Source organism: Kribbella sp. NPDC051620, from assembly GCF_044453825.1.
Taxonomy (GTDB): Bacteria; Actinomycetota; Actinomycetes; order Propionibacteriales; family Kribbellaceae; genus Kribbella.
In genome coordinates, this window is record NZ_JBITDB010000001.1 from 148,442 (window position 1) to 172,780 (window position 24,339).

Sequence of the window (24,339 nt, forward strand, 5' to 3'; positions counted from 1 at the left end):
AGAGATGTTGAGAAAACCGATCATCGCCTTGCTGGCGGCAAGCGCTCTGGTGACGCTTGCGGCCTGTGGCGGGAGTGACGACAGCGGCTCCGGGGACGGTGGGTCGACCGAGAAGGTGACGCTGAAGTTCCAGAGTCTGGCCTTCCAGAAGACCACCGTCGCCGCGACCAAGAAGATCGTCGCGGACTGGAACGCGGCCAACCCGAACATCCAGGTCGAGTACGTCCAGGGCAGCTGGGACTCGGTGCACGACCAGCTCGTCACCCAGTTCCAGGGCGGTACGGCGCCGGACGTGATCCAGGACGAGTCGGCCGACATCACCGGGTTCGCGAACCAGGGGTACCTCGCCGATCTTTCGCAGTACCTGAGTCAGGAGACGAAGGACGCCGTCTCGCAGGGCGTGTGGGACACGGTCTCCAGCGACGGCAAGGTGTTCGCGGCGCCGACGCTGCTCCAGTCCTACGTCGTGTTCGGCAACTCGACGCTGCTCAAGCAGGCCGGGATCGCGACGACGGGTGACTCGCTCAGCTGGGACGACCTGCAGGCGAACGCGAAGAAGCTCACGGCCGGCGGGAAGTACGGGCTCGGCTGGGGACTGAAGAGCCCGACCGCGACCGTGCTGAACCTGGGGATGAACTTCGACGGCGTCTTCTTCGAGGGCTCCGGTCGCGACGCCAAGGCGAAGATCGGCGACGCCGAGCTCGAGGTGCCGAAGCGGATCCACGCGATGGCCTACACCGACAAGTCGATCGATCCGACGTCGCTGACCCAGAGCGGGTCCGATGTGCTGCCGGGCTTCTTCGGTGGCAAGTACGCGATGATCGTCGGCGGCAACTATGCGGCTCAGCAGATCGTCGAGCAGGCGCCGAAGGGCTTCCAGTGGGAGGTACTGCCGCCGCTGAAGGGCACGTCGGAGAAGCAGGCCGCGAACCCGCAGACGCTGTCGGTGCCGGCCGAGGGCAAGCACGTCAAGCAGGCCGCGCAGTTCATCGACTACTTCATGAAGGCCGACAACCTGGCCGCGGTCGGCCAGGGCGATTGGCTGATCCCGACCACGAAGGCGGCCCGGGACGCGATCGAGAAGGCGACCGGCGGCAAGAACGGCTGGACCCAGACCCTGGCCAGCGGCGAGGAGCTGACCAAGGCGCCGTTCCAGAGCGTGGAGAACTACCCGAAGTGGAAGGACCAGATCGCGACTCCGGCGCTGCAGGAGTTCCTCGCGAACAAGATCGATCTGAATGCCCTGGGCAAGAAGCTGAGCGATGGGTGGGGGCAGGTCAACTCCTGATGTCGGTGCTCGAAGAGAAGTCAGTGGGAGTCCTCGTCGGGTCGGCGGTCGGTGACGCGATCGGTGGCGCCGTCGAGGGCTGGACCCCGGAGGCGATCCGGGAACGGCACGGTGGCTGGGTGACCGGCATCGTCGGTCCGTGGTACGACGACTGGCGCAACGCTCGGCCGATCGCGCCGTACCACAAGGGCGACGGGCACATCACCGACGACACGTTGATGACGCATGCGCTGGTCGAGGTGTACGACGAGCTGCGGACGCACCTCGACGCGTACTCGATCGCGGAGTCGCTGGTGCCGAAGTTGCTGACGGAGAAGCGCTGGATTCCCGAGCTGGAGACCGAGGCGCTGCTGTTGCAGCGGGTGTTCCTGGCCGAGAAGTGGTTGGTAGCGCGGCTGCACTACGGGCACGTCGATCCGCGCGAGGCCGGCGTCGGGAACATCGTGAACTGTGGTGCGGCGATGTATGTGGCGCCGGTCGGGATCGCCAACGCGGGTGATCCGGCCGGGGCCTATGCCGAGGCGATCGAGCTGGCTGGGGCGCATCAGTCGAGCTATGGGCGTGAGGCTGCTGGGGTGTTGGCTGCTGCGGTCGCGGCCGCAATGGTGCCGGAGGCAACGGCTCCTTCGGCGGTCGCGGCCGCGCTGGCGCTGGCCAAGGACGGGACCCGGGCGGCCGTCGAGGCGGTGGCTGAGGCGGCCGACGGGTTGACCGATTGGGAGTCCGCGATCCCGGTACTGCGGAGAGCGGTCGAGCCGTTCGACACCGTCGGGCCGGAGTACCGGAACCAGTCGCTCGACGCGCGCCGGCCGAGCCGGACGAAGGCGATCGAGGAATTGCCGGTCGCGCTGGGTTTCGTCCTGGTCTCCGGTGGGGATGTTCGGGAAGCCGTGCTGGGCGGCACCAACTACGGACGCGACGCCGACTCGATCGCGTCGATGGCGGGGGCGATCACGGGGGCGTTGAGTGGCGTGGCCGGCGTACCGGCCGACTGGGCGTCGGCGATCGCGGACGCAAGCAAGACAGACCTCGAACAACCAGGACGGGTGATGGCATCGGTCGCACTGGAACTCCACCTGTCCGACGCCCGCCGCTTCGCCCACCGCACCGAAACGCTGGAGAGACTGACCCGATGAGACTGACCTGGGTGCAACCAGAGGACCTCCTCCCGCACCAACTGGTCCAATCCACCACCGAAGGCGTCGACGTCTCCGACATCGCCGCCCGGTGGGTATCTGCCGGTGGTACGACGGACGCCCCGGTATCCGGTGCCTCGGACAAGCCTGCCGGGGCAGAGTTGCGTGCGCTCGCCCGCGACCTGTTGGAAGAACTGGACACTCGCTTCGCGGGCTGGGTCGCCCCCGAGATCCCGCCGCTCCCGCTGCTGAGCCGCGCGCAGAGCGCGCCCGTCGTCGGCGAGGCGGCCACGGCGCGGAGCGCCGTAGGCCGGCCCAGCTCGGAGCGGCGACGCGATGACGCGCCCCTCGCTCTGCGCTCCCCATCCGCCGCCCGCGAGCCGGCGGAGCCGGCGAGCGGGCGAGTGTTGGATGCGTGGCTTGGGCGGGCTGCGGGGAACTTGTTGGGGAAGCCGGTGGAGAAGATTCCTCGGGAGGGGATTCGGGAGATTCTTCAGTCCTCGGGGCAGTGGCCGTTGCGGGAGTACATCACCGCGGTGGGGGTGCCGGATGAGGTGCTTGGGCGGTGGCCTTGGAATCGGCGGTCGAAGCCGACGAGTCTTCGGGAGGTCATCGACGGGATGCCAGAGGACGACGATCTCAACTTTGCGATCCTGGCGTTGCAGTTGGTGGAGCGGCATGGGGATGGGCTGAGCACCGAGGATGTGGCGGCCGCGTGGCTGAATGATCTGCCGGCGGGGCGGGTGTTCACGGCTGAGCGGGTTGCCTACCGGAATCTGCTCGACGGAGTGGATCCGTTGCGGGCTGCGGTGGTGCGGAATCCGTTCCGGGAGTGGATCGGGGCTCAGATTCGGACTGATGTGTACGGGTGGGTGCGGCCGGGGGATCGGTCGGGGGCTGCTCGGTTGGCGTTGGTGGATGCTCGGTTGAGTCATACGGGTGCGGGGGTGGATGGGGCGCTGTGGGTGGCGGCGATGTCGGCCGCGGCGATGGTGCTTGACGATCCGGTTGAGGTTGCCGAGGCGGGGCTGGGGGTGGTTGACCCCGCGGGCGAGTTGGCTGAGGCCGTGCGATTCGGGTTGGGGCTGGCTGAGACACCTCTGGATGACGCGTTGGACGCGTTGCACGCGGAGTACGGGCACTTGCACTGGGTGCACTCGGTGAACAACTCGGCGCTGACCGCGTATGCGCTCACCGCGCCTGACTTCGCGACCGGGATCGGGCGTGCGGTGATGGGCGGCTGGGACACGGATTCGGCCGGCGCGACGGTGGGTGCGGTGCTTGGCGCGGTGCTCGGGGTTCCGGCAGAGTGGACCGAACCACTCGACGACCGGCTGGCAACCAGCCTGCCCGGCATGAACCAGGTGGCGATCAGCGAACTTGCAGCACGGACGATGGCAGCACGGAAGGTGGAGGCGGGGCGTGGCTGAGGTTGTTGTCGTGGGGAGTGCGAATGTGGACCTGGTGCTGGCGGTCCAGCGGATCCCACGGCCTGGCGAGACGCTGCTGGCGAGCGACCTGACGCGCGGACCCGGCGGCAAGGGCGCCAACCAGGCGGTCGCCGCGGCCCGCGCCGGTGCCTCGACGGCGTTCGTCGCCTCGCTCGGCGGGGACGACGGCGGCGCGCTGCTCCGTGATGCCCTCGAAGGCTCCGGAGTAGACCTCTCGCTCGTCTCCACCTCCGCCAACCCGACCGGTACGGCGATCATCACCGTCGCCGCCGACGGCGAGAACTCGATCGTCGTCGCCCCTTCCGCGAACGCCGACCTGAAGCTCTCCGCCGAGGCGCTGACCGGAATCGGCCAAGCGAAAATCGTCCTTTCCCAACTCGAGATACCGCTCTCCACGGTCCAGACGGCCGCCGAAGAGAGCGCGTACTTCATCCTCAACGCCGCGCCCGCGACCGACCTGTCCGACGAGCTGCTCGCCCACGTCGACCTGCTGGTGGTCAACGAGACCGAGGCCGAGGCGATCGCCGGCAAGGACTTCAAGGACCTCCTCACCCGGGTACCGGCCGCCGTGGTCACGCTCGGCGCCGAGGGAGCCGTGATCCTGTCCCGCGATGCCGCGGAAATTCGTATCCCGGGCGTGTCGGTCGAGGTCGTCGACACCACCGCCGCCGGCGACACCTTCTGCGGAGTCCTCGCCGCGACGCTCGCTGCCGGATCAACTACAGCCCGCGACCTGACGAATGCGGTCCGACGCGCTAACGTTGCTGCTTCATTGAGCGTTCAAACCGCGGGGGCGATCCCTTCGGTGCCTCACGGGGAAGCAATCGACGCGCGCCTTGCGGAGGTATACCTGTGAACCCCCTCGAGCCCAGGCCGATCGATCAGCCCGCGAAGGTCGATCTCGGCCTGCGTGCGGATCTGGCCTTCCTCGACGACGCCAAGATCCTCGGCGCCCCCGACGACCCGACCGACCTGCCCCGCTGGCGCGGCAAGCTGGCCGAGTGGCTGATGGGCGCCTACGACCGGACGGCGTACGACGGCGGCCTGCACTACGAGGAGCCCGGCCGCGAGTGGACCCAGACGGCGTACTCGGTGGCGCTCGTCTGGCTGTGGGACGACCAGCTGTACGACGTCGACGAGGGCGTCTTCACGCCGGAGAAGTTCGTCCAGCACGGTATCGACGACTTCGGCGGGTACGACGCCGTGGTGCTCTGGCACGCGTACCCGGTGATCGGGATCGACTCGCGCAACCAGTTCGACTTCTACCGCGACGTACCGGGCCTGAAGCAACTGGTCGACAAGCTGCACGACCTCGGGCTCAAGGTGTTCTTCGACTACAACCCGTGGGATGTCGGCACGCGCCGGGCCGCCCGTCCCGACGGCGACGAATTCGCTGCCCTGGTTGGCGATTTCGGTGCCGACGGCGCCTTTCTCGACACGTTGAAGCAGGCCGACCCGGCGTTCACCCGGCCGTTGAAGCGGGCCAACCCGGCGATCGCCTTCGAAGGCGAGTCAAGGTTGCCGTTGGCAAGGATCAGTGACCATGCGCTGTCCTGGGCGCAGTGGTTCGCCGACACCCGGGCACCCGGCGTACTGCGGGCGCACCTGTTCGAGCGCCGGCACATGATGCACCACACCCGCCGCTGGAACCGCGACCACAGCGACGAGTTGCAGTCGGCCTGGGTCAACGGCGTCGGCATCCTCGTCTGGGAGTCGGTGTTCTCGGCCTGGGTCGGCTGGAACGCCCGCGACCGGTCGACGCTGCGCCGGATGGTGGCGGCGCAGAGAGCGTTCTCGCCGGTACTGATCGGCGGCGACTGGATTCCGCTGACTCCGGAGATTCCCGACAAGGCCCGCGAGCATGGCGTCTTCGGGTCGCGCTTCGAGCTGGCCGACATCACCTTCTGGACGCTGATCAACCGCGACGACGAGGACTTCGAGGGCATCGTCCTGCGCTCGGAGGATCAGGTCGGCGACTGGTACGACGTGACGTCGGGCGTGCCGATCACGGCCGACGAGGACGGGGTGCACCTCGTCGTACCGGGGCGCGGGGTGGCCGGGATCGTGCGAGTCGGCGCGACGGCCGGCCAGGAGTGCCGGGCGACCGCTCGCCGGCTGGGGACGATGTCGCGTCCGCACGTGAAGGACTCGGCGTTCCCGATGAGGCCGGCTGTCCGGGTGGCTGTTCCGGAGGTGTCCGGCGGGTTTGCCGACGACGCGGTCGAGGTGCCGGCTGGGGAGCGCTCTCTGATGGTGCGGCACCGGCGGCGCGAGACGGGTCTGTACGACCAGGCGCCGTACGTGGAGGAGTGGAAGCCGTTGCCTCCACGGCTGCACGACATCCAGACGGTGACGCGGGAGATCGCGCTCTCTGGGGTGTCGGTGGCTGTGCGCGAGGTGAGCAACGCGGAGTACGCCGAGTTCCTGAAAGCGACCGGATACAAGCCGAAAGTGGCCAATCGGTTCCTCGCGCACTGGGTCGACGGCGCGCCCGTCGCCGGTACGGAGGATCAACCGGTCACGTATGTCGATCTGCCCGACGCGCGCGCCTATGCGGCCTGGCGTGGGGGCCGGCTTCCCACCGAGGACGAGTGGCAGGTCGCAGCTGGACTGGATCGGTTCACTCGTTCCGAGCCGCTGGTCTGGAACCTGACCGAGAGCGAGCACCGCGACGGCCGGAGCCGGTTCTGCATCCTCAAGGGCGGCTCGTACTTCGTTGCCGAGGGCTCCGACTGGTACGCCGACGGCGGGCCGCAGGACCCGGAAGTCAGCTTCAAGCTGGTGCTCACGGGTGGCGGGCTGGATCGCTCGGAGACCATCGGTTTCCGGTGCGCGGGATGAGAGTTGGAGACTTGCTATGAGGCCGGCGCCGCTCGAAGGCGTGAAGGTGCTGGAGGCGGCGACGCTGTTCGCGGGTCCGCTGGCGGCTACGTTCCTCGGCGACTTCGGGGCGGACGTGACGAAGATCGAGCATCCGTCGCGGCCGGATGCCGCGCGGGGGCATGGAACCAGCAAGAACGGCGTCGGGCTGTGGTTCAAGACGCTCGGGCGCAACAAGCGGTTGGCGACGCTCGACCTGTCGCAAGGGCGGGAGGTGTTTCTCGAGTTGGTCCGCGCCAACGACGTACTGGTGGAGAACTTCCGGCCGGGGACGTTGGAGCGGTGGGGGCTCGGGCCGGAGGTGTTGCTGGAGGTCAATCCGCGGTTGGTGATCGCGCGGGTGACTGCCTTTGGTCAGGTCGGTCCGTGGTCGCGGCGGCCCGGGTTCGGCTCGTTGGCTGAGGCAATGAGTGGGTTCGCGGCCGTGACAGGAGAGCCGGACGGGCCGCCTACGCTGCCGCCGTTCGGGCTGGCCGATGGGATCACTGCGCTTGCTACGGCTTACGCGGTACTGGTCGCGCTGAGAGAGCGCGATCAGTCGGGGGCCGGCCAGGTCATCGACATGGCCATCATCGAGCCGATCCTGATGATGCTGGGTGGTGGGATCACGGCGTACCAGCAGACCGGGTACGTCCAGCCGCGACTCGGGAACCGGTCGTCGAACAACGCGCCGCGCAACGTGTACCGGACTGCTGACGGTCGCTGGGTGGCTGTCTCGACGAGCTCGCAGAGCATCGCTGAGCGGGTTGTGACCCTGGTCGGCCGGCCGGATCTCGTTGCCGAGCCGTGGTTCGGGAGTGGACGGGAGCGGGCCGAGCATGCCGACGAGCTGGACGATGCCGTGGGCAACTGGATCGGAGAGCGCTCCCTGGATGAGGTGATGGTCGCCTTCGAGAAGGCTGAGGCGGCGGTCGGGCCGGTGCATGACATCCGCGGGATCATGGCGGATCCGCAGTACGCCGCGCTGAACACGATCGTCGAGGTGGACGACGAGGAGCTCGGCGGGCCGGTACAGATGCAGAACGTGCTCTTCCGGCTGTCCGAGTCTCCGGGCTCGATCCGCTGGGCGGGCCGGCCGCACGGCGCCGATACCGACGCGGTGCTGGCGGAGATCGGCGTATCCCCGGAGCAGTTGGCAGCTTTGCGTGAGGCAGGAGTTGTTTAGGTGCTGACGGCTTTGTACGTACCGGCCAATCGACCGGACCGGTATGCGAAGGCTGTTGCCGCCGGCCCCGATCTGGTGGTGTTCGATCTCGAGGACGCCGTACCGGTGGACGACAAGGTGGATGCGCGGGGGTGGGCCGTCGCGTGGATCGCCGCGTTCACCGGGCGGACGCCGGTCGAGGTTCGGGTCAACGCGCCGGGGACTCCGTGGATCGAGGACGATCTGGCGGCGCTGGCCGCGGTACCGGCCGCGCGGGTGCGGGTGCCGAAGGTGGAGAGCGCCGACGACGTCCGGTGGGTGTTGGATCGGGTGCCGTCGGCAAGGATCACGGCGTTGATCGAGACGCCGCTGGGGCTGGAGCGGGCGTTCGAGATCGCGACGGCTGATCCGCGCGTGGTTGCTGTCGCCTTGGGCGAAGCCGACCTGGCGAGCTCGCTGGGTGTCGACGGGCCGGACGGGTTGGCGTGGGCCCGCGGCCGTCTGGTGTCGGCCTCGCGAGCGGCTGGGCTCGGGGCGCCGATGATGTCGGTCTACCCACACGTCGACGATGAGGACGGGCTGCGGCGTACGTCGCTGGACGGGCGCGCGCTCGGTTTCGTCGGGCGGACGGCGATCCACCCCCGGCAGTTGCCGACGATCGTCGAGTGCTTCACCCCGACGGCCACCCAGGTCGCCGACGCCGCCGCACTCCTGGCCGCCGACGAGAAGGCCGGATTCGCCGAGGGCGGCGTGCTCGTCCTTCCCGACGGCCGCATGGTCGACCCAGCGATGCTCGGCCGCGCCCGCGAGATCGTCGAACTGATGGGCCAGATCGACCTCTGACCCCTCCGCTCGCCCGGACCGATGGGTGGCGGACGGCCACGCATGCACAACCTGCCTCGACGGCCCACCTTCCGCCTTGCGACGGGCTGAGCCGTCGAGTTGTGCATGCGTGGAGAGTCGGCTTGATGTGCAAGAGGTGAACGAGCTATGGTTCTTTCATGACGACAACCAAGCTGTCCTACCAGGTGCATGTCAGTCCGAGCGCCTTGCGTTCCGGTGACCAGCGGATGCCGAATGGCGATCCGCTGTACTGGAACCCGCTCTCCACCACGTTGATCTCCGGCGAGCGCGACGCGGTGCTGGTCGATCCGCCGTTCCTGAGCGAGCACATCCAGGAGGTCGGGGACTGGGTCGAGCGGTCGGGGAAGCGGCTGATCGCGATCTACGCGACGCACGGGCATGGGGACCACTGGTTCGGCACGGGGGAGCTGGTCAAGCGCTTCCCGGGTGCTGTCGCCTACGCGACGCCGGGGACGATCGAGATGATGCATCAGCAGGCCGGGGTGGGGCGGGAGCAGTTGTGGGACCGGATCTTCCCGGGGCAGATCCCGGTGACGCCGGTGCTTGCCGTGCCGGTACCGGTTGAGGGGATCGTGCTTGAAGGGGAGGTGCTGACGGCGGTCGAGACCGGTCACACGGACACCGACAAGACGTCGGTACTGCATGTGCCTTCTCTTGGTCTGGTGGTGGCTGGAGATGTCGCCTACAACGGCATCCACCAGTACATCGTGGAGGGCGGTGACGGTGGATTCGAGGAGTGGATCGCGGCGCTGGACCAGGTGGCTGCTCTCGAGCCGACCGCTGTGGTCGCCGGTCACAAGAACCGCGACCTGCCCGACGACCCGATCATCCTGCAGCAGACCAAGCAGTACCTTCAGGACGTGAGAAAACTGCTCGCCGGCCGGCCGACTCCGCAGGAGTTCTTCGACCAGATGACCGCGCTCCACCCGGACCGCCTCAACCTCAGCCCACTCTGGTACGGCGCCCTGGCGCTGCTCGCCCGATGACTTCGCTCGCCACCACCCGCTACACCCTCGATCCCGCCCCCGACGGGCTGTCCCTGCCCCAAGACTTCCTCAACACCAGAGGAGTAGGCACCCAACCGGACCTCCTGGCCGACGTACCAACCGCGACGGCCTGGGTCGCGGAGGCGCTCGCTGACGGGGTACAGCTGAGCGCTGCGGACCTCCAACGCCTGCGAACGTTCCGCGCCGAACTGCACCGCCTGGTCACCCCCGACGCCCAGCAGTCGCAGCCGGTGGACGAGGGCGGCGCACCTGCTACTGCAGCCGGTGCCGCGCTAAGCGCGGCGGGGGAGCGGAGGCCGCCGGGCGGAGCGGCGCTGCCGGGTGGAGGAGAGCTGGCGAGCGGAGCGACAGCCCCAGGGGCGGTCGCGGCCGACACCGTCACCCCGCTCGACGCCACGGCGTCGACCGCCAACCCACTCAGCGCCAGCCCGGTTGCCGCCGGTGGGTGGAGTGTGGCGGCGGAGTTGGTGTTGGGGGTGGACGGGGTGGTGGAGTTGTGGCCGGGCGGCGGCGGGGCGGAGTACGTGATCTCGCGGGTGCTGGCGGAAGTACTGGCTGGGCAGCAGGTTGATACCTGGCGGCGGTTGAAGGCTTGTAAGAACGACAGGTGCCAGGTGGTGTTCTACGACCGGTCGCGGAACAACAGCGGCGTCTGGCACTCGCTGAAGACCTGTGGAAATCCTGCGAACCTGCGGGCCTTCCGCGCCCGGAACAAAGAGGCGAGCAGCTAAGGTCGGAAGCATGCTGCCGCGCGTGGTTGATGCTGTGGTGATCGGATCCGGACCGAACGGGCTGGTGAGCGCGATCGCCCTGGCCGACGCCGGCTGGGACGTCCTGGTCGTGGAAGCCGCCGACGAGCTGGGCGGTGCCGTGCGCTCGACCACCAGCGACGGCTGGATCAGCGACCGCTTCAGCTCCAGCTATCCACTCGGAGTGGCCTCGCCGGTACTACGTGCGCTCGAGCTTGAGAACTTCGGACTCCGCTGGTCCCACGCCCCGCTCCCGTTGGCGCACCTGATCGACCCCGACGACGAGGACGCGCCTGCGATCCACCCGGATCCAGCCGACACCGCCGCCTCGATCGGCCGCGACCACTCCAAGGATGGCGACACCTGGCTGCGCCTCTACCAGGAGTACACCAACATCCGCGCGCCTTTCCTCCAGTCCTTGCTCACCTCCTGGCCACCTGTCGCCCCCGGCCTCCGGCTCGCGCGCAAGCTCGGATCGGTGGGGGAGTTGGCCAGATTCGCCCGGTTCATGGCGATGCCGATGCACCGGATGGGCCAGGAGCTCTTCGAGGGCGAACGCGGCCGCGCGATCCTCGCCGGCAACGCGTTCCACGCCGATGCTCCGCTCACCGGCAGCGTCAGCGGGACGATGGGTTGGCTGCTCGCGATGCTCGCCCAGGACGTCGGCTTCCCTGTCGCCCAAGGCGGTTCGGGCATGCTCTCTTCGGCCCTGGTACGCCGGGCCGAGCGCGCCGGCGCCCTCCTCTCGACGGGCACCCCGATCACCTCGATCGACGTCTCGGCCGGCCAGGCGACCGCAGTACGGACCGCGAGCGGCGAGACGATCTCCGTCCGGCGTGCCGTCATCGCCGACGTCTCCGCCCAGACTCTGTACGCCGAACTGTTGCCCGCAGCAAGCATCCCGGCCGGGCTCCGGCGCGACCTCGAGAACTTCGAATGGGACTACCCGACGGTCAAACTCAACTACCGCCTCAGCGGCCCGATCCCATGGCGCGGCACCCAGGCCCGCGAAGCGGGCGTAGTACACCTCAGCGGCACCGCCGACGACCTCGTCCACGTCAGCGCCGACCTGGACACCGGTCGCTTGCCCAAGGCACCTTTCCTGCTGATCGGCCAGACCACCAAGGCCGACCCGTCGCGTTCCCCGGAAGGCACCGAGGCCGTCTGGGCCTACTCGCACCTACCCCGCGGCCTGGCCGACGACGCCGATGCCGAGAAGCTGGCCGGCCGGATGGACCGCGCCATCGAACGCCACGCCCCAGGCTTCCTCGATCTCGTCGTCGGCCGCGACCTCCAACGCCCCAGCGACTTCGTCCGAGCCAACGCCTCCCTCGGCCTCGGCGCGCTCGGCGGCGGTACTACGCAACTCCACCAGCAACTCATCTTCCGCCCCACCGTCGGCCTGGGCAGCCCTCGCACCGTCATCGACGGCCTGTACCTGGGCAGCTCCGCCATCCACCCCGGCCCCGGTGTCCACGGCGCATGCGGTCACCTGGCCGCCCGAGCCGCCCTCCGCGACGCCTCCCTCCTCGGCCCCCTGACCCGCATCCCCACCACAGCCGCCCTCCGCCACCTCCAGCGCTGAGCCGCCGCCGCCGCCCGCCGCCTTCTGTCCTTCCAAACTGAGCGTATCCGTTGAGGCCTCGCGCGGACGGTGGTTATCCACAGGCCCCTCGGGGCTGCTGCACCGGCGGGGTGGGAGTGTGGGTGTGTGAAGGGGATGAATTCGGGCGAGCGGGTCGAGGGGTTGCTGCGGGAGTTGGCGCCTCAGGTTCTGGGATTCTTGGCTCGGCGGCATGGGCAGTTCGATCTGTGTGAGGACGCCGTCCAGGAGGCGTTGCTGGCAGCAGCCACTCAGTGGCCCAGCGATGGGGTGCCGGGGAATCCCCGCGGATGGTTGATCACCGTTGCCACCCGGAAGCTGACCGATCAGTTCCGCAGTGAGAGTGCTCGGCGGCGGCGTGAGGACTCGGTGGCGGCGATGGCGGGGACCGAGGAACTGGTCGCGCCGGGCGCTGACCAGGATCAGGTACCGGAGTCGGATGACACGTTGACGTTGCTGTTCCTGTGTTGCCACCCGGCGGTGACTCCCGCCTCGCAGGTGGCGCTGACGTTGCGTGCGGTCGGTGGCTTGACGACGGCTGAGATCGCGAAGGCGTTCATGGTGCCGGAGGCAACGATGGCGCCGCGGATCAGCCGGGCGAAGAAGAGCATAAAGGCGGCCGGCAGCCGGTTCGTGCTGCCGCCGGAGGAGGAGCGGGCGGATCGCCTGCGGGTAGTACTGCAGGTGCTTTATCTGATCTTCAACGAGGGCTACACGGCCAGCTCCGGTCCCGATCTGCAACGGGTCGAGCTGACCGCCGAGGCGATCCGGCTGGCGCGCATGCTCCACCAGTTGCTGCCGGACGAAGGCGAGGTCGCCGGCCTGTTGGCGCTGATGCTCCTCACCGATGCGCGGCGGGCGGCGCGGACCAAGCCGGACGGCAGCCTGATCCCGATCGACGAGCAGGACCGCAGCCTGTGGCGGCGTGAGCCGATCGAGGAGGCGTCCGCGCTGGTACTGCGCACGCTCGCGCGTGGCGAGGTCGGCTCATACCAGTTGCAGGCGGCCATCGCGGCGATCCACTCCGAGGCGCCGAGCACCGAGGAGACCGACTGGAACCAGATCCTCGGGCTCTATCTGCTGCTGGAGAAGGTCGCGCCGAACCCTATGGTGACGCTCAACCGCGCGATCGCCCTCGCCCAGGTCGAGGGCCCGCAGGCCGGGCTGGAGCTGCTCAGCACGCTCGACGACGACCACCGGATGACGGACAGTCACCGGCTGGACGCCGTCCGGGCGCATCTGCTCGAGCGCCTTGGGAGAGTGGCCGAGGCTCGTGAGCACTACCTCGCGGCAGCGCGGCGTACGACGTCCTTGCCTGAGCAGCGGTACCTGACCGCCAAGGCCGCTCAGATCGCCGACGGCTCCTGAATCTGCTCGACCACGCTCGTCTACCCGGTGCCGCGGCGGGCCCGGGGGTGGGGCGGTCGTGACCTGGGTCACGTGACTTGGGTTGTAACTTCGGTTTACAGTTACTGCATGGTCATCGAGCAGAGTGCGAAGCCCGGTCGCCGGCGGGATCCGATCGGGGTCGGGGTCGCGCTGCTGAACCGGCTGGCGAAGTCCCAGGTGATCGACCGGTTCGGGTGGCGCAAGCAGACCGAGCGGGTGGTGTTCGAGGCGACGAAGACCGGGTTCCGGACGGCTGGGGCGCTGACGCGGAGTTTTGTCGCGGCGTCGAAGCTGGCCAAGCCGTCGCGGCTGCCCGCTGCGAAGGGGACCGGGCGGTTCGATCTGACGCCGACCGAGGATCAGCAAATGGTGGTCGGGGTCGTCACGGAGTACGCGGCGGAGGTACTGCGGCCCGCGGCGGCTGAGGCGGATGTCGCCGGTACGACGGATGCCAAGGTGCTCGCTCAGTCGGCGGAGCTCGGGTTGAGCCTGATCGAAGTACCGGAAGAGCTCGGTGGGATCGTCAGCGAGCGGTCGGCGATGACCGGCGTACTGGTTGCTGAAGCGATGGCGCATGGCGACATGGGGCAGGCTGTCGCGTGTCTGGCGCCCGCGGCCGTGAGCACGGCGATCTCGTTGTGGGGTGACGAGACGCAACAGGCGACGTACCTGCCGGCCTTCACGGGTGAGTCGGTACCGGCCGCCGCGCTGGCGATCGTCGAGCCGCGTGCGCTGTTCGATCCCTTCGCGTTGAAGACCAGGGCGACGCGGCAACGAACCGGGCATCTGCTCAACGGGGTCAAGTCGTTGGTGCCACGGGGTGCCGAGGCCGAGGTGTTCGTGATCGCCGCTCAACTGGAGGATCAGGGGCCGGCACTGTTCCTGGTCGAGTCGGGGCATCCGGGTGTGACGATCGAGGCTGAGCCGTCGATGGGGTTGCGGGCGGCTTCATTGAGTCGCGTTTTGCTGGAGGACGTACCGGCTGTGCAGTTGGGGACGCTGTCGGACTATGCGGAATGTGTTCGGCTGTCGCGGCTCGGGTGGTGTGCGCTGTCGCTCGGTACTGCGAAGGCGGTGCTCGACTACGTCACGCCGTACGTGAACGAGCGGACCGCTTTTGGCGAGCCGATCAGTCATCGGCAGTCGGTCGCGTTCATGGTCGCCAACATCGCGATCGAGCTCGAGGGGATGCGGCTGGTGACGTACCGGGCCGGATCGCGTGCTGAGCAAGGGCTTCCGTTTGCTCGGGAAGTCGCGCTCGCACGACGGTTGTGCACCGAGAAGGGTATGCAGATCGGGACGGATGGGGTGCAACTGCTCGGCGGGCACGGGTTCGTCAAGGAGCATCCGGTGGAACGGTGGTACCGCGACCTGCGGGCCGTCGGCGTGATGGAAGGCGCGGTGCTGGTCTGATGATCAACCTTGAGACGCCGCGGAAGTTTCGCGCCTTCATTCATCAGGCGCATCAGGTCGCGGCGGAGATGTTGCGGCCGAATTCGCGTCAGTACGACTTGGCTGAGCATGCGTATCCGAAGGAGCTCGACATGCTCGCGGCGATGGTCGACGGGTTGGGGGCGTCCGGTACCGGGTCAGGGGCGGGGGCCGGCGGCGTACGGCGTACTGCTGGTGCTGAAGATGACGACGGCAAGGTGAAGAACGGGTCGAACCTGTCGTCGGTACTGTCCGTGATGGAGATGTGCTGGGGCGATGTCGGGCTGTTGCTGTCGATGCCGCGGCAGGGGCTTGGGAACTCGGCCATCGCGTCGGTGGCGTCGGACGAGCAGTTGCGGCGGTTCGACGGCGTCTGGGCCGGGATGGCGATCACGGAGCCGGAGTGCGGTTCGGATTCGGCGAGCATCCGGACGACGGCGCGGCTCGACGGCGATTCTTACGTGATCAACGGCGAAAAGATCTTCGTCACCGCCGGCGGCCGCTGCGACGCGGTCGTCGTGTGGGCGACGCTGGACAAGTCTGTCGGGCGGGCCGCGATCAAGTCCTTCGTCGTCTTCAAGGACACCCCGGGGATGACGGTCGAGCGGCTCGAACACAAACTGGGGATCCGCTCGTCGGACACCGCCACGATCCGCTTCGAGAACTGCCGCGTCCCAGCCGCCAACCTGCTCGGCACCCCCGAGATCGACGCTGACAAAGGCTTCGCCGGCGTCATGCAGACCTTCGACAACACCCGTCCACTGGTCGCCGCCATGGCCGTCGGCTGCGCCCGCGCGTCGTTGGAGGTCACCCGTTCCCTGTTGTCGGAGGCCGGCGTCGAGGTCGACTACGACCGCCCGATCTTCAGACAACCCGCCGCCGCGGCCTCGTACCTCCAAATGGAAGCCGACTGGGAAGCTGCCTACCTCCTCACCCTCCAAGCCGCCTGGATGGCCGACAACTCCCAACCCAACTCCCTCCAAGCCTCCATGGCCAAAGCCAAAGCCGGCCGCGTCGCCAACGACATCACCCTCCGCTGCGTAGAACTAGCCGGCAGCATCGGCTACTCCGAACACGAACTCCTCGAAAAGTGGGCCCGAGACTCCAAAATCCTGGACATCTTCGAAGGAACCCAGCAGATTCAGCAGCTCATCGTCGCGAGGAGGCTGCTCGGGAAGACTTCAGCTGAACTGAAATAGCCTTAATCAGAAGGGATTCGGCGGCGGATTCGCCGGTCGATGCTGGACTGTCGGCGGTGTGGATGCCGGGCCTCATGCTGCGGTGGAATCGTCCCTGCTCCGTCGCTGCTCCGTCAGCCGCGAAGCAAGTCGTTCGAGACGACGGTCGACGGCCTGCCTGGCGCGATCGTAGGACGACGGGAGCATGTGGGTGTACATCTGAAGCGTGAACCCGGGATCGTAGTGTCCGAGGTACTCGGACAGCTCTTTGATGTTGACACCATCCGCCAGTGTGATGCTGGCGAAGTAGTGGCGCAGCGCATGCATTCCTTTGGTGTAGTCGGTCTTAAAGATCCATCGGCCTCGCGTGCCCTTGACAGGCGGCGCGATGAGGCCGATCTCTGCGAGTGCAGGCTTCCAGATCATCAGGTTGTAGACACCGGCTCGGATTATCCGGCCGTCCGACCAGACGAAGAGGAGATCGTGCTCCTGGAGTTCGCCGTCAGTTTGCTCCCAAGGTAGGGAGATGGTCGTCGTACCGAACTGCGCTATGTGCTGCTTGACCAGCTTGGCCAGCGCCGGGGACATGGGCACAAGGCGCTCCTTGTCGTTCTTGGGCAGGGCGAAGACGTACTTGTTGCGGAGCCTCTTCACCTGACGCCGAACTCGAATGACCTGTTGCTCGAAATCGAAGTCCTCAACCGAGAGTGCGAACAGTTCGCCCTGCCGCAGACCTGTTGCCGAGCCGATCACCGGAATGAGCCTGAACTCCGCAGGATGCTCCGCGATGATCCCTTCGACCGTTTCGTCGGACCATGCCACGACTTGGGAGAATCGTCGGGCGGGCTTCTTGACGATCTTCGAGTTGCCGGGGTTGCGCTTGATGAGTTCGTCGGCAGTTGCAAGTTCGAGGCATCCGTACAGCACGAGGAACGCACTCCGCGCCGTTGACGGGCCGTACACGCCGATCAGATCGGTCAGCCAGACGGCGATTTCCGACGGGAGGATGCTCTTGAGCATCCGCCGTCCGAACGTAGGTTGGACGTGCAGCCGCCACTTGGACTCGTATTGAATCTCGCTGGCCGGATCGATCGTCCGAGACCTAATCCACCGCGGCCAAACCTCATCTAGACGCACCTTTCCGGCGTTCGGATCCAGGTAGTCCCCACGATCCCGATCCGTCTCCATCCCGGTGGCATACTGCAGCGCTCTGGTCTTCGTCTCGAACGCCCTCGACTTCTCATCCCCGTGCGGATCGAGCCACACCCCCAACCACCGTTTGCCCCGCCCCCACCGCTTCTCGTTCCGCTCCCGCCGCACCTGCCCATCAGCCTGCCTGACCGGCTTCGTCCACTGATCCTTCGCATACGCCATCTGCAACCTCCTGGTTCGTCGAGCACTCAACGTCGCTCGGCGCCCAGGGAACTGGGACATGAATCTTGCTCCCTGTGGATAACCACTCCAGAAGTTGACCGCGCCGACCCGTTGAGGAACTGCGGAACGAATCTCTGGAGGTGGAGGACGATGGCTGAGATCGAGATCGTGCACCGTCATGCCGAAGGCACCGTGGCTGGTGGGACACGGAGAGGTGATGGTGCGGGGGAGATCCTCAAGGCCAAGGGCTGGCGATGGTCTGGTCACCTAGGCGCGTGGTTCCTGCCCCACTCCCGGGACCGGTCGGCGAAGACCGGCGTCATCAAACTCACCGAGGAAGCGCTCGCGGTCGCTGGGTTCGAAGTCTCGGTCGACATCGACGACTCGGCGATGAGGCCGATCGAGGAACGCGAGGCCGAGCGTGCGGAACGTATCGAGGCGCGTGGAGAGCGGCTGCAGGAGCGCGCGGAGAAGCGCCGCAGTGCGGCCGAGGCGATGGATGCTGCGGTCCACCAGATCAGTGACGGAATCCCGCTCGGACAGCCGATCATCGTCGGTCATCACTCAGAACGGCGACATCGTCGGGATATCGAGCGAATCCAGGACCTGACCAGCAACTCCGTTGCGGAAAGCCGTGCTGCGGACGAAGACCAACGTCGCGCCGATACGTTGGCCGGCGCGACCGAATACCGCTATTCGGTCAAAGCAGTCGGGCGGCGGATCGAGAGGCTTGAAGGCCGGCTGCGCAAGGTGGATCGGTACTTGGAGGCCGGGTTCCTGACCGACGAGTTGGTGCAGCAGCGCAACGACCTTGAGGACCAGATCGCCTACTGGCACGGGATTCGTGACGAGAACGCCGCTACGCAACCGACGTACTCGCCCGAGACGATCAGCAAGGGAGATCTTGTCCGCGTGAGCGGCTTGTGGCGTCGAGTAGAACGAGTGAACCAGAAGTCAGTGAGCGTCGAGACGGGCTTCCCATGGACCGCACGGGCGCCGTACCACGACATCACGGACCACCGCTCACCCAACGACATCGAAGCCAACAACGAACCGCCAGCGCCATGACCCCAAGCCTCGATGCCCAGCACTGACGAACGACTGCGCTGGCCCCATGCTTCAATCCACTCGAAAGACATGTTGAGGAAGAGGGGCCGGCGCTCGTCGCGGGCTGAACGGCCATGGTGGCCCGGCCTTGCCGCAGATCCGCCGCTACGAACACGGCTATCCCGGTGCGATGCTCCACGTCGACGTCAAGCGGCTCGGCAACATCCCCGACGGCGGCGGTTGGCGCTACCTGGGCAAACACACGGCTAACGCAACCGCAACGCGAGCGCAGCCCGCACAGGCCGACGCATTACCCGCAGCGACCCCCAACATGGGCACCGCCTACGTCCACACCGTCATCGATGACCACTCCCGCGTCGCCTACTCCGAAATCAACGACGACGAAATCGCCGCCACCGACACCTGCACCGAACTCGGCATCAGGCCAAACGAACCCGCCCCTACTGTCCCCAGACCAACGGCAAGACCGAACGCTTCCACCGCACCCTCGCCGACGGTTGGGCCGACGCCCGCCTCTACCCCACCGAGCAAGCCCGCCGCGATCGCCTGCCAGCATGGCTCCGTCACTACAACCACCACCGACCCACACCGCGATCGGCAAGGTCCCACCCGTCACCCGCTTAACTAACCTGCCTGGGCAGTACAGCTAGCCGGCTCCGGGTCGTGGGGATCGACAAGGTGGCAGTTGACGCCTAGCCAGGTCCACTGGCTGTCGCCGGAAGCGGAGAAACCGCCGGGTGCGCACGCGCGGACATTCTCGCACTGGTGGCAGGAGGGCTCAGGGGCTGTGGACAATTCCTGTGGCGGGGAGGACATTGGGGGATCAGGGGAGGGCCTGCAATAGCTAGTACATGATCCAGTTACCGAATCGAGAAATCGAAAGAGGAGAAGCAGGATCCGGGGGAGATCGGTAGCGCGGTCTGGCCGATGGCGGTGCGAGACGACCGTTGACACGGCGGCCACATACGTCTCTGCGACGACGGCACGGCATTCGAACCTGGGATACGAGATGACCGCATTCGCGGACGGGAAGATCAACGCTTACCTGGGGCCGGTGGAGCTCGGGGCACCCGACGATCTCGAGTCGGTGATCATCGAATTTCTGAACGGTGCCAAGAGATCGCTGGACATCGCTGTCCAGGAGATCGACAACCCGAAGATCGCCCAGGCGATTCTGGATGCCCGTTGGCGTGGGATCGACGTCGAGGTCTTCCTCGAGCAGGACTACCTGCGCAGCCTGCTCCAAGGCCGACCTCCCAAACAGCCGAAGCCGAGGAATGGCGAGACGCCCGAGCAAGCACTGTTCCGGACCCAGTGGCTGGATGACGAGACCCAGTTGGCCGAGAACCGCCGCATCCTCGCGGCCTTGCTGCGATCTGATGTCCAGGTGCGCGGTGACTTCAACCCGAAGTTGTTCCACCAGAAGTTCATCCTGCGCGACTACCGCGACGGGAAGTCGTGCCCGACCGCAGCGCTACTGAGCGGCTCGGCCAACTTCACCGAGACCGATACGCACCGCAATCTCAATCACGTGGTCGTTTTTGACAGCGCATTCGTCTGCCGGCAGTACCAGGCCGAGGTCGCCCAGTTGCGGCGCGGGTCGTTCGGTCGCGGAATGCATGGCGACGTGCCGAAGGTATACGACCTGGCGGGCGTCCCGGTGAAGATTCTGTTCGCTCCTGATCACACTCCCGAGCTGGAAATCATCAAACAGATGCTCAAAGGCGAGAAAGAGATCTTCTTCGCGATCTTTACCTTCGCCGGCTCCTCCGGTATCGAGACGCAATGCTCGCGCTGGCCCGCGGCGGGATGAAGATCAAAGGTGTGTTCGACCCGGGGCAGGCGCGGCAGAAGTGGGCAGCGCCTGCCTGGCTTGTCCATCCGAACATCGAGCTGTATATCCCGCAGAGAACGGGTGTGTTCGGCAATCTGCGCAAGTTGCATCACAAGCTGATGGTCATCGACGAGCAGGTCGTCGTCGCCGGCAGCTTCAACTACACAGCCCCGGCCAACGACTACAACGACGAGAACATCTTCGTCATCGGCTCGGTTCACGACGAGGTCGAAGGACTCGTCGTCGATGCGAACCCGTGCAGGCAACTCGCACGGCACCTGAAGGCCGAGATCGAACGCATCATCGCGGGCAGCGTTCTGTACGACCCGAGCTGACGAGCTACCGAACAAAGAACCAAGGGGGATCGTGATGTATCTGGAGACCACCGACATCTATTCGGAGATGGATCCGAGGCTGCAGCGCGCCGTGGAGCGCCGTCGGCGCGGGCTGCGGACCGTGGCCACGGCGTCGAGCGACGTGGCCGAGGTCGGCGTGCTGGTGCTCGTCGACGACCCAGAGCGGTTCGCCGCTCGAAGCGATGTACGGCTGGGTGCGGTGATCGGTGAGGTCGATGACGGCTGGCTGCTGACTGCCCGGGTGGCGCTGGGCAGGATCGAGGCCGTCCGCCAGGCTGACGGCGTCCGCAGTATGAAGGCTGCACAACCGGTGCGACCTCTGCTGAGCGCCACTGTCCCGGAGATCGAAGCGGACCCGGCTGCACTGCCGCCAGGCTCACTCGCGGCGGGTGGATCGGGGGTCGTAGTCGGAATCATCGACTCGGGCCTCGACTTCGCGCACCGGAACTTTCTGCGACCGGACGGGTCCACGCGGGTGGTCGCGCTGTGGCACCAGGACGGACCGTCCACGCCGGACAGCCCGTTCGGCTACGGCAAGCGGTACAGCGCTCGGGACATCGATCTAGCGCTGAGCCTGCCGAACCAGTACGACGCACTCGGCTACGGACCCGCGCCGGACAGCCCTGGGCGGCCGAAAGGCACTCACGGAACGCATGTGACCGACATCGCGGCAGGCAACGGTGGTGGTTCGGGCATGTCCGGTGTGGCGCCGGAGGCGGACATTGCGTTCGCAGAGCCCGCTGTCTCGGATATCGCCTGGGAAGGGGAGGCGGTGGTCGACTCCTCCTTCGGAGACTCCGTACAGCAACTCGAGGCGGCGCGCTTCCTATTCGACGAGGCCGGGGATCGGCCCTGTGTAGTGAACATCAGCCTTGGTACCAACGGCGGGCCACACGACGGCTCCAGCCTGGTGGAGAAGGGCCTGGACGCGCTGGTAGGGCAACAGCCCAACCGCGCAGTGGTGATCGCGGCGGGAAACGCATTCGACGACGGCGTTCACATCTCGGGCACGGTCCCTGCCGGAGGCAGTGCCGACGTGGGCTTGTCGATCCCGGATGGTCTCGTCGCGCAGTGCGAAATGGAGCTCTGGTACGGCGGCAGCGACAGGTTCAGCGCTGAATTGATCACCCCCGGCGGGGTCAGCCTGGGAACGGTGCCGCTCGGGGCCAACGCCCGAGTCAAGGCCGACGACGGCACGACGCTGCTGTTCGTAAGCCACCGCGCCGCCGACCCCAACAACGGCGACAACGTGGTGGGTCTCTTCTTGGAGGAGAGGGTGCCGAGAGGCGTCTGGCAGCTCAGGTTGCACGGCGAGCAGGTCGCCGACGGCGGCTTCCATGCGTGGATCGAGCGGAACGACCAGTCCCAGGCGCCCTTCGTCGACGCTGACGGCAGTCGAACGTTGGGTTCCCTGTCCTGTGGCCGCCTCACTCTGACGGTCGGCTCGTACGACGCGCACAAGCCGGCCAAGCCTTTGTCGTTCTTCTCCGGCGCAGGACCAACCCGCGACGGTCGGGAGAAGCCGGAGATCAGCGCGCCGGGGCACGAGGTCTTCGCAGCGCATTCGCGGACGGTGACGGGCGTGACCCGCAAATCAGGCACCAGCATGGCCGCGCCGGCGGTGACCGGTGTCGTCGCGCTGATCCTGGCGGAGGCCCATGCGCGCGGTCTCGCGCTCGACGCTGCAACCCTCCGAAGCATCGTGATCGACAGCGCCCGTACTGACCCGCCGCCCGCTGGGGGCTGGGATGATCGGTACGGTCACGGCCGGGTCGACGTCGCCGAAGCATTGCGGGCGGTCGAGAAATTGGGGAGGCCGTAGTTGAGTTCCGAGGGACCGGACCCCGACATGACGGATCGCGACGCACAGGACAGCGACCCGCCGGACCGAGACGCGCCAGAGCAGCTGGAGCGGGATGCGCCGGGGCCTTTGGAGATCGAGCAGCCCAGCGGTCCCGGCCGCTACCCGAAGGTGCGTGCAAGGGCGAGCTCGCCACTCGGCCCGGACCTGGCGGCGGACACTCTGCTGACCGCCGTCATCGAGGTGACCGAACCGGGTTACCGGCCGCCTGGTGTAGACGTCCGGGGGTTCATCACAGAGACGCTGCTCACCGGCGGAGTCCGCCCCTCCGAGTTTGCCGAACTCGACCAGGACCCGCGCGTTGTCTCGATCGAGCTCGGCAGCCAGGCGGACCAGATCGACTGACAACGCAGCGAGTGCTATCGGGGGGAAGAAAACCTATGCCATTGGCAAGTTACGGAGTTCTGGCCGGCAGGCTGATCCGATTCGCCCGCGAGGATCCGAACGATTTCGGGTCCTGGTACCACGGCAAGATGTACATCGCGACGCCGGCCGGTGAGTACGAATGCGCTGTTGACGTGTCGACGCCGAACGGAGTACCGGTCCAGTACCAGGAGATGTCGAACCTGGACCTGCGGCTCTTCGCCTCGACCGCCGCTCTGAGTGACGGATGGCATCAGTTGGCCAGTTCAGCCGACTCAGGTGCTCTCGACTATGTCCGGTCACCGCTGCTGCGAGAACGACGCGGATGTGTGGCAGCGGCCGCCGACCCGCTGACCGCCCTGGTCAACGCGATCCTGCGATCTTCCAGCTCTGGTTGGGTGGACAGCACCGCCGACAATGCTCTGGACCTGCTGGAACGACGCCTGACCGGGAGCGAACGGGTCTACGTGTTCGGTGCCCCTTACTCCCGAGGGCTCGGGGTACACGACATCCACTGCAACCAAGGCGACCCGCCTGGACCGTTCCAGCACCTCGATGGGATCTGGCAGGACGGAGGCACGATCGTCCAGCTCGCCGGCGGCGAGCTGACGGCATTCCTCACCAAGTTCAAGCCGCAGGTCCTCACCACCGACGACCACGGGCTGCCCGCATGACGCGGGCCCGCTTGAGGGGGCACGAATGACAGAACCATCGCCGTCCGGCGGTACTGCTGATGCCGAGGGATCGTCGTTGCGTGACTGCGACCTGATCATGAAGGGTGGCATCAGCAGCGGAATCGTCTATCCGCGGGCCGTGAGCGAACTGGCCAAGACCTACCGGTTGCGGCGCATCGGTGGAGCTTCGGCCGGTGCCATTGCCGCGGCGTTCGCGGCAGCGGCGCAGTACGGAGGTGCTGACGGTTTCGCCAAGCTGGACAAGATTCCGGAGAGCCTCGGGACCGGACTGGCGGACCTCTTCCAGCCTGAGGACGCGATGCGACCCGCGCATTCGATCGTGACCGGCTGGCTCGAACCCGCCTGGTCGATCGGGCGGAAGGTCCGCGCCTCCGTGTCGGTGATCATCCGGCGATCACGCTGGACTTTCATGCTCGTCGCGCTGCTTCTGCTCGTGCCCGGGTTCGCGGTCGCGGTCACCAGCCGTGGTGCGCCACAGGACCTGGGGGACTGGCTGGGGCTGGCTCTGGCAACCATGGTGTGGTTGCCGACGGCACTCGTCGTCGCGACCGTGGCGGCCGCAGTTGAGCTGGGCGCGGCTGGAGAGCCTGAACGGGCTGGGCGCCAAAGGGATGCGTAAAGGGTGCGCTGGAAACACAAAGGCCCGAGAACAGATTGCGATGTCTGCT

The 24,339-nt window shown here is 67.1% G+C and carries 21 protein-coding genes and 1 pseudogene; 21 read left to right on the forward strand and 1 reads right to left on the reverse strand.

Annotated elements, in window-relative coordinates:
- The first annotated feature begins 4 nt into the window (after positions 1 to 4).
- The 13 genes from ACIA12_RS00675 to ACIA12_RS00735 all read left to right on the forward strand — a co-directional run bounded on the left by ACIA12_RS00675 (position 5) and on the right by ACIA12_RS00735 (position 16,141).
- Positions 5 to 1,288 (forward strand): ABC transporter substrate-binding protein, encoded by a 1,284-nt coding sequence (locus tag ACIA12_RS00675; RefSeq protein ID WP_396364652.1) that lies wholly within the window; start codon positions 5 to 7, stop codon positions 1,286 to 1,288.
- Positions 1,288 to 2,424 (forward strand): ADP-ribosylglycohydrolase family protein, encoded by a 1,137-nt coding sequence (locus ACIA12_RS00680; RefSeq protein WP_396364654.1) that lies wholly within the window; start codon positions 1,288 to 1,290, stop codon positions 2,422 to 2,424. Before ACIA12_RS00675 ends, ACIA12_RS00680 begins: the two co-directional genes overlap by 1 nt.
- Positions 2,421 to 3,854: an ADP-ribosylglycohydrolase family protein gene (locus ACIA12_RS00685; RefSeq protein ID WP_396364655.1), complete on the forward strand. Its 1,434-nt coding sequence runs from the start codon at positions 2,421 to 2,423 to the stop codon at positions 3,852 to 3,854. Before ACIA12_RS00680 ends, ACIA12_RS00685 begins: the two co-directional genes overlap by 4 nt.
- Positions 3,847 to 4,731 carry a ribokinase gene (locus ACIA12_RS00690; protein WP_396364656.1) on the forward strand — a complete coding sequence of 295 codons (885 nt, stop codon included), beginning with the start codon at positions 3,847 to 3,849 and terminating at the stop codon, positions 4,729 to 4,731. Before ACIA12_RS00685 ends, ACIA12_RS00690 begins: the two co-directional genes overlap by 8 nt.
- Positions 4,728 to 6,716 carry an SUMF1/EgtB/PvdO family nonheme iron enzyme gene (locus ACIA12_RS00695; protein ID WP_396364657.1) on the forward strand — a complete coding sequence of 663 codons (1,989 nt, stop codon included), beginning with the start codon at positions 4,728 to 4,730 and terminating at the stop codon, positions 6,714 to 6,716. The genes ACIA12_RS00690 and ACIA12_RS00695 overlap by 4 nt, the downstream gene beginning before the upstream one ends.
- Before the next feature lie 16 nt (positions 6,717 to 6,732).
- Complete coding sequence (locus tag ACIA12_RS00700) at positions 6,733 to 7,920, forward strand: CaiB/BaiF CoA transferase family protein (RefSeq protein WP_396364658.1); 1,188 nt, start codon at positions 6,733 to 6,735, stop codon at positions 7,918 to 7,920.
- On the forward strand, positions 7,921 to 8,742 hold the full coding sequence (locus ACIA12_RS00705; RefSeq protein WP_396364659.1) for an HpcH/HpaI aldolase/citrate lyase family protein: 822 nt from the start codon (positions 7,921 to 7,923) through the stop codon (positions 8,740 to 8,742). It begins immediately after the preceding gene.
- A gap of 158 nt (positions 8,743 to 8,900) precedes the next feature.
- Positions 8,901 to 9,749 carry an MBL fold metallo-hydrolase gene (locus ACIA12_RS00710; protein WP_396364660.1) on the forward strand — a complete coding sequence of 283 codons (849 nt, stop codon included), beginning with the start codon at positions 8,901 to 8,903 and terminating at the stop codon, positions 9,747 to 9,749.
- Positions 9,746 to 10,501, forward strand: coding sequence for a CGNR zinc finger domain-containing protein (locus ACIA12_RS00715; protein ID WP_396364661.1), 756 nt, complete (start codon positions 9,746 to 9,748; stop codon positions 10,499 to 10,501). The genes ACIA12_RS00710 and ACIA12_RS00715 overlap by 4 nt, the downstream gene beginning before the upstream one ends.
- Positions 10,502 to 10,511: 10 nt before the next feature.
- Complete coding sequence (locus tag ACIA12_RS00720) at positions 10,512 to 12,104, forward strand: phytoene desaturase family protein (RefSeq protein WP_396364662.1); 1,593 nt, start codon at positions 10,512 to 10,514, stop codon at positions 12,102 to 12,104.
- Positions 12,105 to 12,239: 135 nt separating this feature from the next.
- Positions 12,240 to 13,490, forward strand: a complete 1,251-nt coding sequence (locus tag ACIA12_RS00725) for an RNA polymerase sigma factor (protein WP_396366009.1) — start codon at positions 12,240 to 12,242, stop codon at positions 13,488 to 13,490.
- A gap of 108 nt (positions 13,491 to 13,598) precedes the next feature.
- A complete protein-coding gene (locus ACIA12_RS00730) occupies positions 13,599 to 14,924 on the forward strand; it encodes an acyl-CoA dehydrogenase family protein (RefSeq protein WP_396364663.1) in 1,326 nt (441 codons plus the stop codon).
- Entirely contained in the window at positions 14,924 to 16,141 is a 1,218-nt protein-coding gene (locus ACIA12_RS00735; RefSeq protein WP_396364665.1) for an acyl-CoA dehydrogenase family protein, read from the forward strand. The genes ACIA12_RS00730 and ACIA12_RS00735 overlap by 1 nt, the downstream gene beginning before the upstream one ends.
- A 72-nt stretch (positions 16,142 to 16,213) precedes the next feature.
- Here the strand turns inward: ACIA12_RS00735 and ACIA12_RS00740 are convergent, their stop codons facing one another.
- Positions 16,214 to 17,494, reverse strand: coding sequence for a tyrosine-type recombinase/integrase (locus ACIA12_RS00740; RefSeq protein ID WP_396364666.1), 1,281 nt, complete (start codon positions 17,492 to 17,494; stop codon positions 16,214 to 16,216).
- Between the two features lie 150 nt (positions 17,495 to 17,644).
- Between ACIA12_RS00740 and ACIA12_RS00745 the strand changes: the two genes are divergently transcribed.
- From ACIA12_RS00745 to ACIA12_RS00780, 8 genes and pseudogenes are all read left to right on the forward strand, one after another.
- Positions 17,645 to 18,562, forward strand: coding sequence for a DUF3560 domain-containing protein (locus ACIA12_RS00745; RefSeq protein ID WP_396364667.1), 918 nt, complete (start codon positions 17,645 to 17,647; stop codon positions 18,560 to 18,562).
- A gap of 136 nt (positions 18,563 to 18,698) precedes the next feature.
- Positions 18,699 to 19,212 (forward strand): annotated as a pseudogene (locus ACIA12_RS00750) (integrase core domain-containing protein); the annotation flags it as partial.
- 359 nt (positions 19,213 to 19,571) lie between these two features.
- Positions 19,572 to 20,375: a phospholipase D-like domain-containing protein gene (locus ACIA12_RS00755; RefSeq protein WP_396364668.1), complete on the forward strand. Its 804-nt coding sequence runs from the start codon at positions 19,572 to 19,574 to the stop codon at positions 20,373 to 20,375.
- Entirely contained in the window at positions 20,348 to 20,731 is a 384-nt protein-coding gene (locus tag ACIA12_RS00760) for a phospholipase D-like domain-containing protein (protein ID WP_396364669.1), read from the forward strand. Before ACIA12_RS00755 ends, ACIA12_RS00760 begins: the two co-directional genes overlap by 28 nt.
- Before the next feature lie 34 nt (positions 20,732 to 20,765).
- Positions 20,766 to 22,574: a S8 family peptidase gene (locus ACIA12_RS00765; RefSeq protein WP_396364670.1), complete on the forward strand. Its 1,809-nt coding sequence runs from the start codon at positions 20,766 to 20,768 to the stop codon at positions 22,572 to 22,574.
- Positions 22,575 to 22,958, forward strand: coding sequence for a hypothetical protein (locus ACIA12_RS00770; RefSeq protein ID WP_396364671.1), 384 nt, complete (start codon positions 22,575 to 22,577; stop codon positions 22,956 to 22,958).
- Positions 22,959 to 22,993: 35 nt separating this feature from the next.
- Positions 22,994 to 23,650: a DUF2278 family protein gene (locus ACIA12_RS00775; RefSeq protein WP_396364672.1), complete on the forward strand. Its 657-nt coding sequence runs from the start codon at positions 22,994 to 22,996 to the stop codon at positions 23,648 to 23,650.
- 25 nt (positions 23,651 to 23,675) lie between these two features.
- Complete coding sequence (locus tag ACIA12_RS00780) at positions 23,676 to 24,290, forward strand: patatin-like phospholipase family protein (RefSeq protein ID WP_396364673.1); 615 nt, start codon at positions 23,676 to 23,678, stop codon at positions 24,288 to 24,290.
- Positions 24,291 to 24,339 lie beyond the last annotated feature (49 nt).

Bases quoted from the DNA above. Each gene is read 5' to 3' on its own strand.
- ACIA12_RS00675 (WP_396364652.1), top strand. From the start codon at position 5: ATGTTGAGAAAACCGATCATCGCCTTGCTGGCGGCAAGCGCTCTGGTG.
- ACIA12_RS00680 (WP_396364654.1), top strand. From the start codon at position 1,288: ATGTCGGTGCTCGAAGAGAAGTCAGTGGGAGTCCTCGTCGGGTCGGCG.
- ACIA12_RS00685 (WP_396364655.1), top strand. From the start codon at position 2,421: ATGAGACTGACCTGGGTGCAACCAGAGGACCTCCTCCCGCACCAACTG.
- ACIA12_RS00700 (WP_396364658.1), top strand. From the start codon at position 6,733: ATGAGGCCGGCGCCGCTCGAAGGCGTGAAGGTGCTGGAGGCGGCGACG.
- ACIA12_RS00710 (WP_396364660.1), top strand. From the start codon at position 8,901: ATGACGACAACCAAGCTGTCCTACCAGGTGCATGTCAGTCCGAGCGCC.
- ACIA12_RS00715 (WP_396364661.1), top strand. From the start codon at position 9,746: ATGACTTCGCTCGCCACCACCCGCTACACCCTCGATCCCGCCCCCGAC.
- ACIA12_RS00720 (WP_396364662.1), top strand. From the start codon at position 10,512: ATGCTGCCGCGCGTGGTTGATGCTGTGGTGATCGGATCCGGACCGAAC.
- ACIA12_RS00725 (WP_396366009.1), top strand. From the start codon at position 12,240: ATGAATTCGGGCGAGCGGGTCGAGGGGTTGCTGCGGGAGTTGGCGCCT.
- ACIA12_RS00730 (WP_396364663.1), top strand. From the start codon at position 13,599: ATGGTCATCGAGCAGAGTGCGAAGCCCGGTCGCCGGCGGGATCCGATC.
- ACIA12_RS00735 (WP_396364665.1), top strand. From the start codon at position 14,924: ATGATCAACCTTGAGACGCCGCGGAAGTTTCGCGCCTTCATTCATCAG.
- ACIA12_RS00740 (WP_396364666.1), bottom strand. From the start codon at position 17,494: ATGGCGTATGCGAAGGATCAGTGGACGAAGCCGGTCAGGCAGGCTGAT.
- ACIA12_RS00745 (WP_396364667.1), top strand. From the start codon at position 17,645: ATGGCTGAGATCGAGATCGTGCACCGTCATGCCGAAGGCACCGTGGCT.
- ACIA12_RS00755 (WP_396364668.1), top strand. From the start codon at position 19,572: ATGACCGCATTCGCGGACGGGAAGATCAACGCTTACCTGGGGCCGGTG.
- ACIA12_RS00760 (WP_396364669.1), top strand. From the start codon at position 20,348: ATGCTCGCGCTGGCCCGCGGCGGGATGAAGATCAAAGGTGTGTTCGAC.
- ACIA12_RS00765 (WP_396364670.1), top strand. From the start codon at position 20,766: ATGTATCTGGAGACCACCGACATCTATTCGGAGATGGATCCGAGGCTG.
- ACIA12_RS00775 (WP_396364672.1), top strand. From the start codon at position 22,994: ATGCCATTGGCAAGTTACGGAGTTCTGGCCGGCAGGCTGATCCGATTC.
- ACIA12_RS00780 (WP_396364673.1), top strand. From the start codon at position 23,676: ATGACAGAACCATCGCCGTCCGGCGGTACTGCTGATGCCGAGGGATCG.